The 13,189-nt window shown below is 59.0% G+C and carries 12 protein-coding genes and 1 riboswitch; of the genes, 9 read left to right on the top strand and 3 right to left on the bottom strand.

The window, feature by feature from the left end; translation table 11 throughout:
* The first annotated feature begins 38 nt into the window (after positions 1-38).
* Positions 39-150: riboswitch (TPP riboswitch) on the top strand.
* The 5 genes from EDF70_RS17845 to EDF70_RS17825 all read left to right on the top strand — a co-directional run bounded on the left by EDF70_RS17845 (position 143) and on the right by EDF70_RS17825 (position 4,190).
* Positions 143-751: a YkoF family thiamine/hydroxymethylpyrimidine-binding protein gene (locus EDF70_RS17845; protein WP_132276314.1), complete on the top strand. Its 609-nt coding sequence runs from the start codon at positions 143-145 to the stop codon at positions 749-751. It overlaps the preceding riboswitch by 8 nt.
* 42 nt (positions 752-793) lie before the next feature.
* Positions 794-1,612 (top strand): ABC transporter permease, encoded by an 819-nt coding sequence (locus EDF70_RS17840; RefSeq protein ID WP_132276312.1) that lies wholly within the window; start codon positions 794-796, stop codon positions 1,610-1,612.
* Positions 1,609-2,400 (top strand): ABC transporter ATP-binding protein, encoded by a 792-nt coding sequence (locus tag EDF70_RS17835; protein ID WP_132276310.1) that lies wholly within the window; start codon positions 1,609-1,611, stop codon positions 2,398-2,400. Before EDF70_RS17840 ends, EDF70_RS17835 begins: the two co-directional genes overlap by 4 nt.
* Positions 2,401-2,431: 31 nt before the next feature.
* The gene (locus EDF70_RS17830) at positions 2,432-3,448 is read left to right on the top strand and encodes an ABC transporter substrate-binding protein (protein ID WP_132276308.1); all 1,017 of its coding nucleotides are present in this window, start codon (positions 2,432-2,434) and stop codon (positions 3,446-3,448) included.
* A gap of 151 nt (positions 3,449-3,599) precedes the next feature.
* Entirely contained in the window at positions 3,600-4,190 is a 591-nt protein-coding gene (locus tag EDF70_RS17825; protein WP_132276306.1) for a YqaA family protein, read from the top strand.
* A 202-nt stretch (positions 4,191-4,392) separates the two neighbouring features.
* Here EDF70_RS17825 and EDF70_RS30010 read toward each other — a convergent pair whose 3' ends face one another.
* On the bottom strand, positions 4,393-4,563 hold the full coding sequence (locus tag EDF70_RS30010; protein WP_165932058.1) for a hypothetical protein: 171 nt from the start codon (positions 4,561-4,563) through the stop codon (positions 4,393-4,395).
* A gap of 177 nt (positions 4,564-4,740) precedes the next feature.
* Between EDF70_RS30010 and EDF70_RS17820 the strand changes: the two genes are divergently transcribed.
* From EDF70_RS17820 to EDF70_RS17810, 3 genes are all read left to right on the top strand, one after another.
* Positions 4,741-5,094, top strand: coding sequence for an ArsC family reductase (locus EDF70_RS17820; protein ID WP_132276304.1), 354 nt, complete (start codon positions 4,741-4,743; stop codon positions 5,092-5,094).
* A gap of 14 nt (positions 5,095-5,108) precedes the next feature.
* A complete protein-coding gene (gene ybaK / locus EDF70_RS17815; protein WP_132276302.1) occupies positions 5,109-5,585 on the top strand; it encodes a Cys-tRNA(Pro) deacylase in 477 nt (158 codons plus the stop codon).
* Positions 5,586-5,651: 66 nt separating this feature from the next.
* On the top strand, positions 5,652-6,902 hold the full coding sequence (locus EDF70_RS17810; protein WP_132276300.1) for an aminopeptidase: 1,251 nt from the start codon (positions 5,652-5,654) through the stop codon (positions 6,900-6,902).
* A gap of 84 nt (positions 6,903-6,986) precedes the next feature.
* On the opposite strand, the gene EDF70_RS17805 is transcribed toward EDF70_RS17810, so the two are convergent.
* Positions 6,987-8,276 (bottom strand): sugar MFS transporter, encoded by a 1,290-nt coding sequence (locus EDF70_RS17805; protein ID WP_245519226.1) that lies wholly within the window; start codon positions 8,274-8,276, stop codon positions 6,987-6,989.
* A 279-nt stretch (positions 8,277-8,555) separates the two neighbouring features.
* On the opposite strand from EDF70_RS17805, the gene EDF70_RS17800 reads away from it, so the two are divergent.
* A complete protein-coding gene (locus EDF70_RS17800) occupies positions 8,556-9,689 on the top strand; it encodes a GH25 family lysozyme (protein ID WP_132276298.1) in 1,134 nt (377 codons plus the stop codon).
* Positions 9,690-9,822: 133 nt separating this feature from the next.
* On the opposite strand, the gene EDF70_RS17795 is transcribed toward EDF70_RS17800, so the two are convergent.
* Positions 9,823-12,990 (bottom strand): bifunctional diguanylate cyclase/phosphodiesterase, encoded by a 3,168-nt coding sequence (locus EDF70_RS17795; RefSeq protein WP_165932057.1) that lies wholly within the window; start codon positions 12,988-12,990, stop codon positions 9,823-9,825.
* Positions 12,991-13,189 lie beyond the last annotated feature (199 nt).

Genomic DNA, 13,189 nt, shown 5'->3' with positions numbered 1-13,189 from the left:
GTCCCACCTTGCCAGCCATCCGGCATCGGTCTAAGAACGCGCCATCACAGGGGTGCTCCGTAATGCCGGGGCTGAGATTTGGTCGCCATGATCATGGACCCTCAAGCTGATCTGGATAATGCCAGCGGAGCGAGGTAGAGCGATGTTTTCCGGCGCGCAGATTTCTTTGTATCCCATGACCGACGATTTTGTCGGCGTCATCACCAATGCGCTTTCCGCGCTCGATCCCTATCGCGAAAAGCTGCGGATCGAGACGGACGACATTTCCACGCTGCTCGTCGGCACGCCCGATATCGTGTTCGCCGCCATGCGCGATCTCTTTGCTGCGGCAGCGAAAAGCGGCAAACATTGCACCCTGCATGCAACGATCTCGCGCGGATGCCCGGGTGAGCCGGATGACCCGATGTGCCAGGTGCCCGAATTTCTAGGTCCTTGGGCGCCGCTCGATGAACGCAAGGCGAAAGCCCATGCGGCTGTAGCGGGCGCACCTGTCATCGGCCAGGAAGCGGCCGCGCAATTCTCGCTTTATACGCTCGGCATCGACGGCCATATGGACGAGATCTATGGCTGCATCGATTTCGTCAAAAACTCCGGCACGTTCGAGAAATCCAAGAATTTCTGCACAAAACTGCGTGGCGATACCGGCGCGGTTTTCTCCACCGTGCATGAAGCACTGGTGCGCTTTGGCCCACCGGCCGGCCATGTGACGATCGACCTGACGGTTTCCGCCAACAGCCCTTCCAAGCGCTGAACCTTTTTCACGCGTCTTTTCGGCTGGCCCGAGGCTCAAATCATGTCGTTTTCGCAAACCCGCAACGGGCGATATCTCGCCTCCCTGCTTTCGCATATCGGTAACTTTCTGCCGGCGCTTTTTGCAGTGGCAAGTCTGGTGCTGATCTGGGAAGGCTACACCCGATTTTCCGGGGTTTCGCCGACAACTCTGCCGGCGCCTTCGCGCGTTGTGGCGCAGGCCTACGAATACCGGCAGGCGCTTTTCGACAATACCCTTCCGACGCTGCACGCCACACTGACCGGTTTTGCGCTATCGGTCATCGCCGCCTTTCTTCTGTCGGTCATCGTCGACTTCGTGCCACGTCTGAAACGGGCGCTGTTTCCCGTTTTCATCATCAGCCAGACACTGCCGCTGGTCGCCATCGCGCCGCTGGTTGTTCTGTGGTTCGGCTTCGGGCTGCTGCCAAAAATCCTGCTGGTGGCGCTGGTCACCTTTTTTCCCATGCTGGTGGCGCTTTCCAAAGGTTATGAGGCAACCGAGCCGGAACTCGAACAGCTACTGAGTTCGATGGGCGCGCCACGCTGGAAACTTTTTGGGCTGGCCCGCCTGCCGTCCGCCCTGCCCTTCTTTTTTGCGGGCCTGCGGATTTCGATCACCTATGCCGTCGTCGGCGCGATCTTTGCCGAATATGCAGGGGCAGCCAAGGGGCTCGGCATCTACATGCTGAACGCCAAGAACAATTTTCGGCCCGACCTCGTGCTGGCCGCCGTGCTGGTCAGTGCCGCCCTCACACTCTGCCTGTTCGGGCTGGCGGTTCTGGCGGAACGGCTGGCCATGCCGTGGACACGCCGGCCGCAAGATGGAGGCAGAAACCTGTGACGCCGCCACGCCTCAAACTCGACGGGATCAGTTACCGCTACGGCGACCTGCCGGTGCTCGAAAAAATTTCCATGACTGTGCAGCCCGGAGAGTTCGTCTCTATCCTCGGGCCTTCAGGTTCGGGCAAATCCACGCTGTTTCGTCTGCTGACTGCCGCCATCACCGCTGAGGCCGGCGCAATCGCGTTCGATGGCAAGCCGCTGACCGAGGCAGGCCGCCCCTTCGCATTCATGCCGCAACGCGACGCATTGATGCCGTGGCGAAAGATCATCGACAACACGACGCTGGGACTTGAAGTACAGGGCATGCGCCGACGGGATGCGCGTGCCCGCGTCACACCACTGTTTGGCGAATTCGGGCTTGACGGTTTCGAGCAGAATTATCCGGCCGAACTTTCCGGCGGCATGCGCCAGCGCGCGGCACTCTTGCGCACCGTCGTGCAGGACAAACCGATGCTTTTGCTGGACGAACCGTTTGGCGCGCTCGATGCACTGACACGCGCCGGCATGCAACGCTGGCTGGAGGAGATGTGGCAAAAGCACCGCTGGACGGCGATGCTGGTGACGCACGACGTGCGCGAGGCGGTCCATCTTTCCGACCGCATCTATGTGCTGTCACCACGCCCGGCAAAAGTTATCCGCGAGATCGTAATCGACCTGCCGCGTCCGCGCGGGCGCGATGCCGACACGCTGGCGCGGGCAGCCGCGATTGAGGCGGATATTCTCGACACGCTTCTTAAGCCCGACCATCGCAACGGCATTCCGGATCGAGAACATGCCGCCGAATAGGAATTCACGCGTTTCAGGAGGATTGAACACCATGATCATGCTCACCCGCCGCACCGCCCTCGCCTCGGCTGCCGGTCTTGCCCTCACGCCGATGCTGGGCTTGCCCGCTCGAGCAGACAATCAGACCGTCAAGGTGGCGCTCGACTGGACGCCGAATACCAACCATATCGGCCTGTTCGTCGCCCGCGACAAAGGTTTTTATCGAGACGCAGGCCTCGATGTCGAAATCCTGCCCTATACCGACACATCGGCCGGAACGCTGGTGGCCAATCATGTCGCCGATTTCGGTGTGATCGGTTCCATCGGCCTGTTTACCCAGCATTCGGCCGGTGCGGACCTGATCGGCACTTACGCCATAGTGCAGCACGAGACCGGCCGCGTGGTCTTCAAGGCCGATCGTGACGACATCAAGAGCCCAAAAGATCTCGACGGCAAGACCTATGGCGGCTTTGGGAGTGCCTGGGAAAACGCGCTACTGAGCGCAATGATCCGCCATGATGGCGGCAAGGGCGAATTCGAGACGGTGACGCTTGGCACATCCGCCTATCAGGCGCTGGCCAATGGCTCGGTGGATTTCACGCTGGAAGTCTATACCTGGGAAGGCGTGCAGGCCGAGCTGGAAGGTTTGAAGCAGAAGGCTTTCCGATATGCCGATTACGGCGTGCCGGATGAACATACGGCTCTACTCGGCTCCAGCCGAAAATTTCTCGACGCCAAGCCGGATTTGGCCAAGGCTTTTCTGCAGGCAACGCAAAAAGGCTATGCCTTTGCCGTCGAAAACCCGGACGAGGCAACCGACCTGCTGATCTCAGCCAACAAGGATGCGCTGACAAACCGCGCGCTGATCCGCGCCTCTCTTCAGGCTCTGATCGAGGGGCATTACCTGCGCACGACAAGCGGCGTGATCGGAAAGATGGAACCGGCCAAGATGGAGGCGATCGGCACCTATCTGTTCGACGCGAAAATCCTCAAGGACGGCGATGGCAAGGTGCTTGCGACGAAGCCGGATCTGGCGCGCTATTACACCAATGAGGCTCTCGGCGGTTAAAACAACCTCCGTCGAGCCTCTGCGAATGCCTGCCACCCCTCAGGCATTCGCTGACATACGGTCAGAGAATGGCCACTTTTGCACTGCAGCAAGTTTACAAGCTTATCCCGCGTCGATAGACGTCGGTGTACGACAGATCGGGAACAGTTGCATGCTTCGCAGACTCTACGACTGGACGATGGCGCTCAGCGCCCGCAAGGCAGCGTCCACATGGCTCGCCATCATCGCCTTCGTTGAAAGCTCCATCTTCCTGGTGCCTGCTGACGTTCTTTTCCTGCCGATGACACTCGCACGGCCACAGCGCGCATGGCGTTACGCCCTGATCGCAACCGTTGCCTCTGTTCTGGGTGGCATTGCAGGATGGTGGATCGGTTATTACGCCTTCGACGCAATTGCCGAACCGATCCTGCGCTTCTATGGCAAGATGGATACGTTCGAGGAACTGCGCTCCGGCATTTCCTTCGAAATGGTGCTTCTGTTTCTGGTCACATCGGGCCTGGCGCATCTGCCGCCGATCAAGGTGGTCACCATTCTGGCGGGGGCAGCGCATGTGAATATCTGGCTGTTCACTGCGTCGGCGATCGTTGCCCGCGGTGCGCGGTTCTACCTGCTGGCATGGTTGCTGCGGCGTTACGGCGAAGGCATACGCCATTTCATCGAACACCGTCTTGGCCTGATCACCGCTGCAGGCGCCGCCGTTCTGCTGGTCGGTTATGTCGCCTACAAGTTTCTGACGCACTGACCTTTCGGCCCGCGGAAACATTTTCAGACACAGTTATGCCGCCACTCATATCGAAGAGATAAGAGCGCGGCCAGTCGCTGCGATGAAGAGAATTTTGTGTCGTCTCGGGACGACTTGTCTGGGCCAGCACCGCACATCCGGCATGGCTGTAGCCCCGGACTGCCCCTGTTCGATCCGGGGCAGTCAGATCATCAAAGCTCGATTAGAGCTGTACGCGGTCAAAAGCCTTCGGGTCGATACCGAGCGTGACGAGGTCACGGGCCTGCGGCTTGCGGCCACCTTCAACTGCGGCGGAAGCGGCGCTTGCAGCACCGAAAACAGCGATCGCACGGCCAATAAAACCACCGCGCATGTTCTTGAGGTTCGTGGACATGTGCATCTCCTTTTGTTGATTAGAATATGCTCCTGAGCCGCTTTGCATTCAATGCACAAGGTCAGATGGGAGCCATGCAAAACAACGCTGCCTGCCTGTATTTCCGCTTGTCCCATGCCGCATTTGGAGGCATGTCCAACGGCGGAATTTTTCATTAACGTCATGGAGCCACATCAGATGAGCGTCACGATTTTCGGCATCAAGAACTGCGACACGATGAAAAAGGCGCGCACCTGGCTGGATGACCATGGCATCGATTACACTTTCCATGACTACAAGGCGTCCGGCATTGATCTGGCTCATCTTGAAACCTGGACGGACAAGGCAGGGTGGGAAACGGTGCTGAACCGTGCCGGTACCACGTTCAGGAAGTTGCCGGATGATGCCAAGGCGGACATGACACGTGAAAAGGCGATCGGCCTGATGCTCGACCAGCCGTCGATGATCAAGCGCCCGGTTCTGGAAAAGGACGGCACGCTGCTGGTCGGCTTCAAGCCGGAAATCTATGCCGAGGCGTTCGGCGACAAATAAGGAAGGCATGGGTCATGTCGAAGACCACGCGCGCCACTCAGATGCTGACCAAAGCCGGTGTCAGCTTCGAGACTGCCACCTATGACTACGATCCGAATGCCGAACGCATCGGCCTGCAGGCGGCTGAGGCAATCGGCGAGGAACCGCATCGGGTGCTGAAAACGCTGATGGCCGAACTGGATGGCAAGCCGGTCTGCGTGATCGTGCCATCCGACCGAGAAGTGTCGATGAAGAAGCTGGCGGCGGCTTTTGGCGGCAAGTCGGCCCATATGATGAAACCGGCCGATGCCGAGCGCCTGACGGGCTATCATGTCGGCGGCATCAGCCCGTTCGGCCAGAAAAAACAGGTGCCGACAGCCATTGAGATCATCTCCATGGACGAGGCCCGCGTCTATATGAACGGTGGCCAGCGCGGTTTGCAGGTGCGGCTGGATCCGAAGCAAGCGCAACGGGTGCTGGAGGCGATTGCCGCGCCGCTTGTGGCCGACTGAGCTTCAAATTCCCGATCGAGAGGACTATGTCTGTCGCATTGTTTTTGAAAACGGGCAGGCATCTCCATGAACATCCATTCCGATATCGTCACGATCGATCCCAAAAAACTGGAAAAGCTCGCCGAAGTGGCGATCAAGGTGGGCTTGAGGCTTGAAGCCGGCCAGGATCTGGTGATGACGGCTCCGCTTGCCGCCATTCCTCTGGTGCGGCTGATCACCCGCCACGCCTATATGGCCGGTGCCGGCCTCGTCACCACTTTCTACTCCGACGAGGACACCACGCTGTCGCGCTATCGCCATGCACAGGATGCCAGTTTCGACAAGGCTTCCGGCTGGCTGTACGAAGGCATGGCCAAGGCTTTTGCCGGCAATGCCGCGCGCCTGGCGATTGCCGGCGACAATCCGATGCTGCTGGCGGGTCAGGACGCATCCAAGGTGGCACGCGCCAACAAGGCCAATTCGATGGCCTACAAACCAGCGCTCGAAAAGATCTCCAATTTCGACATCAACTGGAACATCATCTCCTATCCCAACCCCGCCTGGGCAAAACAGGTGTTTCCTGAGCTTGGCGAACAGGACGCCATCAAAAAGCTTGCCGACGCGATCTTTGCCGCCTCGCGCGTCGATCTCGATGATCCGGTCGCAGCCTGGGTCGAACATAATGGAAACCTGCGCAAGCGCTCGAACTGGCTGAACGGCGAGCGTTTTGCCGCTCTGCGCTTCACCGGCCCGGGAACGGATGTGACCATCGGGCTGGCCGACGATCATGAATGGCATGGTGGCGAATCCACCGCCAAGAACGGCATCACCTGCAATCCGAACATCCCGACCGAAGAAGTGTTCACCACCCCGCATGCGCTGAAGGTGGAAGGCTACGTGTCGAGCACCAAGCCGCTGTCGCATCAGGGCACGCTGATCGACGGCATTCAGGTGAAGTTCGAGGGCGGCCGCATCGTCGAGGCAAAGGCCACCAAGGGCGAGGAAGTGCTCAATAAGGTGCTGGACACCGACGAGGGTGCGCGCCGTCTTGGCGAGGTGGCACTGGTGCCGCATTCCTCACCGATTTCGGCGAGCGGCATCCTGTTCTACAACACGCTGTTCGACGAAAACGCCTCCTGCCACATCGCCCTCGGCCAGTGCTATTCGAAATGTTTCCTTGACGGCGCATCGCTCAGCCAGGAGCAGATCGCGGCCAAGGGTGGCAATTCCAGCCTGATCCATATCGACTGGATGATCGGTTCGGACAAGGTGGATATCGACGGTGTCCGCGCCGATGGTTCGACCACACCGGTCATGCGCAAGGGCGAATGGGCCTGACCTCATAGCAGTGCTGAACGGAAAAAGGGCCGGTCTGTTTGCGCAGACCGGCCCTTTTGATTTCATTCCATCAGGCAGTACCGATCAGGCCGGCTTGTGGCCCTTGAGGCCATAATAGGCGATGTAGACGTAGCAGATGATCGGCATGACGAAGGCCAGCTGGATGCCGATCGTATCGGCAAGCGCGCCCTGCACGAGCGGCAGGATGGCACCGCCGACGATAGCGAGGCACAGGATGCCCGAACCCTGGCTGGTGTGACGGCCAAGACCGTGCAGCGCCAAGGAGAAGATCGTCGGGAACATGATCGAGTTGAACAGGCCGATGGCCAAAACCGCCCACATGGCAACCGAACCGGTCGACACGATAGTCACGGCCAGCAGGACGATGACCGCGGCAGCATTGAAAGCCAGAGCCTTGCCGTCGTCGATGTAGCGCATCGCGAACGCACCGATGAAACGACCGATCATGGCGCCGCCCCAGAAATAGGCAACGTAGTGAGCGGCTTCGGTTTCCGGGATGTTTCCAATCGTCGGCTCGGCGAGGAAGTTCACGAGGAAGCTGCCGATCGAGACTTCGGCGCCGACATACACGAACAGACCGACGGCACCGAGAACGAGATGGCGATAACCCCAAGCCGAACCTTCGACATGGGCACCGGCTTCTACCGTTTCGTCTTCCTGAACTTGCGGCAGCTTCAGGGCTGCAAAGATCGCAGCCAGAATGAGGAAGGCGGCAGCCAGGATCATGTAGGGAAACTGGACGGCATTGGCCTCGGTGACACGCAGGGCCTCGATCTGCTCCGGCGTGGCATTCTCCATGCCGGCGGTTGCTGCCGACAGGATCAGCACTGCGCCGAACAGCGGGGCAAGCGTGGTGCCGAGCGAGTTGAAGGCCTGTGTCAATGTCAGGCGGCTGGCGGCCGTTTCAGGCTTGCCGAGAACCGTGACGTAAGGGTTGGCAGCAACCTGCAGAACGGTGACGCCCGCAGCAAGCACGAACAGCGTACCGAGGAAAAGCCCATAGACGCGGTAGCTGGCGGCCGGGATGAACAGCGCGCAGCCGATGGCGGCGATGACCAGACCGACGACGATGCCCCATTTATAGCTGATGCGCTTGACCAGCGCGCCGGCCGGCAGCGAAACGATGAAATATGCGCCGAAGAAGCACAGCTGAATCAGCATCGACTGCGTGTAGTTCAGCGAGAAGACGCTTTTCAGATGCGGGATGAGAATGTCGTTCAGGCAGGTGATGAAACCCCACATGAAGAACAGGGACGTCAAAGCGACGAGAGCGAAACCGTAGTTTTCGGTGCTCGAAACGCCGGGGGAGCGGGCTCCCCCGAGATCAGCGCCGTTACCTGTATAACCAGCCACTTGGCAAAACCTTTCAAACACATTCAGGCAGCCAGAAACACCGTGTTGCGTGCTGCGCTGCGAGACAAAATGTCTCTATAGGATTCCTATATGCTGCACCTGCACAGTTTTGAAAGTGATCTCCGTCAATTTCGGTTGCAATGCACCTAAATTTTGAACAACCGAACCGGCCATTCGTAAAGATTGCATTCAGTCTTTTTCGGTAATCTTCCGTTAGCACTGTCTCCAATGGTTCCGGCTGGTCGTAAATCACCGGACAGGTAATGCGTACGGACACCGATGCATAAAGCAATCAAGCCGGCATTTTTCATCACCACCCTGCTCTTGAGTGGGTGCTCTTCGAGCATGACACCGGACGCGCTGGTACCCTCTCGTCCTTCGCGTGAGGTGACGAGTTCCGTCCAGCAGACACCGGCGCCTGTTCCGGCCGCCAGTGTCGGCGGCCCGTCCATGGCCGCAGCGCCGGCGAATTCGCAGCAGCATCAGGAAGTTCTGTCTTGGGCAGGCCCGACACCGAGCGACCATGCATCGATGTCTGCCGCGCCGATGGACGCGATGACCGCATCCCGCACGCCCCCTCTTCCGGCTTCCGCGACCATGGTCGGCATGCCATCCACCCCGCTTCCTGTGCAGCGGCCGTCGGGCATGATGGAAACCGCCGCGCTATCATCCGGCACGATGAGCGCCACTGCCCGCTCACGCATCTACAGCCGCCAGTTCCGTGATGCCAAGCCGATCAATTTCGGCCGGGTACAGCCACGCCATTATGCCGTTCACGGCGTCGACGTTTCGCGCTGGCAGGGTGAGATCGACTGGCCGAAACTGCGAAGCCAGGGCGCCAACTTCGCCTATATCAAGGCGACCGACGGCGGCGACCATCTGGACCCGATGTTCCGGACCAACTGGCGACGCGCCAAGGAAGCCGGCATACGCCGTGGCGCCTATCATTTCTTCTACTGGTGCCGCACCGCCGGCGAGCAGGCCGACTGGTTCATCCGCAACGTTCCGCGCGAGCCGGATGCGCTGCCGCCGGTGATCGATGTCGAATATAACGGCGAATCCGCCTGCAAGATGCGGCTTTCAAAAGCCCGCGTCATCGAAAAGATGCAGGTCTTCATGGACAAGCTCGAACGTCATTATGGCCAGCGTCCGGTGATCTATACCGCGCCTGACTTCTACAAGGACAATCTGCGCGGAGAATTCCAGAACTATCCGTTCTGGCTGCGCGCCGTCGCCCAGCATCCATCCGTCGTTTATCCCGACCGCAAATGGGCGTTCTGGCAGTATTCCGGCTCGGGCCTGTCGCATGGCGTCACCGGCAAGATCGACCTCAACGTCTTCAACGGCAATGAGGGGCAATGGCACAACTGGCTGAACCGGCAGCGGGGTTCGGGCACCATGGCCAGCCGTTAGTCCCTTCTGAAAATCGACAACATCAAATGCAAACGAGGCGCCTGCGATACAGCAAGGCGCCTCTTTCTTTTTGTCTTCATGCGGTTTCGGCCGATCCGACACGAACCGTGCCAAACCGCTGTTCGATGGATCGTTAGCCTGCCAGCCTTGTTGGCTGGTTGCGGAGGGCCAACTCCGGCATTTCCTGCAGAAGTTCGGCCACCTGCTCTGCCCTCAGCGGACGCGCCAGCAGAAAACCCTGCACTTCCGTACATTGGTCCGCCGTCAGGATTGCCAATTGTTCGTTGGTTTCGACACCTTCCGCGGTGACGGAAATGCCAAGCGCGCGGCCAAGACCAAGGATAGCCTGCACGATCGGGCGGGCGCTTTCCTTGCGATCCAGGTCGGAAATGAAGCTGCGATCGATCTTGATGACGTCGAACGGGTAGTTGCGCAGATAGCTGAGCGATGAATAGCCGGTTCCGAAATCGTCCATGGCAAGCGTTACGCCAACCTGTTTCAGCTCCTTGAGGAGAGCGATAGCACGCTCTGCATCTTCGAGAAGCACACCTTCGGTGATCTCCAGCTCCAGCAGCGCTGGCTCGAGACCGGTTTCCGCCAGGCAATCGCGGACCTTCTGAACGAAATCGGCATCCCGGAACTGCACCGGCGAGACGTTGACGGAAACGCCGATACCGCACCAGTTCATTGCCGTTTGGCAGGCTGTGCGCATGATCCAGTCGCCAAGCGGCACGATCAATCCGTTCTGTTCGGCCAGCGGAATGAATTCGGCGGGGTTGATGCGGCCGCGTTCCGGATGCGCCCAGCGCACCAGTGCCTCTGCACTGCGGATATGGCGGCGGCGCGCATCGAACCGTGGCTGATATTCCAGATAGAATTCACCAGCCGCAAGGCTGTTGCGCATGCCCTCGGTCATCTGCCGCTGAACGGCGACCTTGCAGTTCATGTCGGTCGAGAAGAAACTGTACTGGCCGCGCCCATTTTCCTTGGACTTGTAGAGCGCGGCATCGGCCGCCCGCAACAGTTCGTCCGGTGTCGTGCCATCGGCAGGCGACATCGCCACACCGATCGAGACACCGACCGACAGTTCGACGCCTTCATGGCGGATCGGTGCCGTGACGATGTCGTGAATATGCGTGCAGAAACGTTCGATCGCTTCTGTCGGCATGCCGGGTGCCGCGATAACGAACTCGTCGCCGCCGACACGTGCGGCGATCTGATCGTCGCGCAGAGCGCGGCGCATGCGGTCGGCAACCTCTCCCAATACACGGTCCCCGACATGATGGCCGTAGGTATCGTTGATCGGCTTGAAGCGGTCGAGATCGAGATAGAAAACGACCATGCTGCCGGCCGGACCCGCAAGGCAGTTCTCCATGAAGGAGGACAGTTTTACGCGGTTAGGCAAGGATGTCGCGGAATCGTGCTGGGCCTGACGGCGGGCATCATCGAAGGCGGCTGCCAGCTCGACATTGGAACTGACATCGGTCGCATATTTGATGACCTTGGTCGGCCGACCATTGAGATCGAAAATGGGATTGTAGCTGGCCTGGATCCAGATCTCGCGGCCATCCTTGCCGACACGCTTGTACATGCCGGAATGGTAACTGCCGGAGCGCAGCGTGTCCCAGAAGCCCACATAGTCGGCGCTGGCGGCTTCATCGCGTGCGATCAGAACCGAATGGTGGCGACCTCTTATCTCATCAAGCTCATAACCGAGCATGTGCAGGAAATTCGGGTTGAGATCGATGACCGTGCCATCGAGATCGAACACCGCAACGCCCTGGGATTTGTGGATCGCCTCGATCTGGCCCTGATAATCGGCCTGGCGCAGTTTTGCTTCGGTAACGTCGGTCGCATATTTGACCACCTTGAACGGGTGGCCATTCAGGTCCTTGATCGGATTGTAGGTGGCTTGCAGCCAGATCTCGTGGCCGTTCTTGCCGATGCGCTTGTATTCGCCGGCGCGGAAATTGCCCTTGGCGAGATCAGCCCAGAAATTCCGATATTCCTCGCTCTCGGCCTCATCCGGCTCGACGAACATGCGATGATGGCGGCCGCGCACATCCGCAAACTTGTAGCCGGTGGCGCCCAGGAAATTTTCGTTGGCCTCGATAATGGTGCCGTCGAGTTCGAAGGAAACGACACACTGGGCGTTGTGAATGGCTGCGATCTGGCCTTCATGCTCGGCCTGGACCAGGCGCTCATCGGTCACGACAGAAGCGTATTTGACGACCTTGACGGCTTTGCCATTGGCATCGAAAATCGGGTTATAGGTGGCCTGCAGCCAGATTTCCGCGCCATCCTTGGCGAAACGCTTGAACAGGCCCGAACGGTGACGCCCCTTGCGCAGGTCGTTCCAGAAGGTGGCATATTCGGTGCCGTGGGCATGCGAGCGCTCCACGAACATCTTGTGGTGCCGGCCCTGGATTTCCTCCAGCGCATAACCGACGGCTTCCAGAAACTGTTCGTTGGCATCAAGAATGGTGCCATGCATATCGAAGGTTATGACGCTGTTCGATTTGTGGATGGCGTTGATCTGCCACTCGTAATCGGCCTGACGCAGTTTCTGGCGGGTAATGTCGGTGGCGTATTTGACCACTTTCATCGGCCGTCCTGCCGGATCGAATATCGGGCTGTAAAGTGCCTGAAGCCAGACGTCCTCGCCATCCCTGCGTCGGCGACGGAATTCGCCGGCCCGGTGGTCGCCGCGGCCGAGCGAACGCCAGAACTCGCGATATTCGACATTGTCAGGGTCGTGCACGAAAATCGAATGGTGGCAGCCGACGATCTCGTACAGCGCATACCCCGTCGCCTCGAGGAACTGGCTGTTGGCGTCGAGGACGAAACCATCGAGCGAAAAATGAACGACTGCCTGTGCGGCGTTGATGGCGGCGATCTGACCGCGCTCATCTGCTTCACGCGCCTTCTGCTGGGTGACGTCGGTGACGATCTGCAGGATTTCGCCGACGGCACCGTCTTCGCCCTGAATCGGCACATAACGCGACTGCAGCCAAAGCTCGGTCCCAAGCTTTGCAATCCAAAGCGAAGTCAATTCACGCTGCTCGCCGCGGCGAAGACTTTCCCAGAGGTCTATCTGACGACTACGTTCGACGGCCTTCGACAGAAAAAGCGTGTCACTATTGCCCAGAAGCTCGGTGAGATCATAGCCCAGCATACGCAGGAAATGCGGGTTGGCAGCGGTTATCTTACCATTGGCATCATACTTCACCGTGGCGAAGATCTGATTGAGGGCGCGAACCTCTGTTGAAAGGTTCAGATAATCGGCGACGGGCTGCGGCATGGGCGGCATACACAGAGCTGTTGAAACTACAGCCAACTTACCGCTCACCCTCTAAGGTAGCGTAAACATTTGAATTTATTGCATTTATAACTTTTTATCAGATTTTTATATTCTGAAAAGCGAACACATCACACATAAGCCGCCCGCTGGTTGCAGGCGGCCAATGACAATCCGTCAGCAAAATTGGCAATGATCGGCG

Origin of the sequence: Neorhizobium sp. JUb45 (assembly GCF_004343585.1) — a bacterium.
In the GTDB taxonomy this organism is placed as follows: domain Bacteria; phylum Pseudomonadota; class Alphaproteobacteria; order Rhizobiales; family Rhizobiaceae; genus Neorhizobium.
Note: the sequence above shows the minus strand (reverse complement) of the source record. Positions and strands in the feature narration are given on the sequence as shown.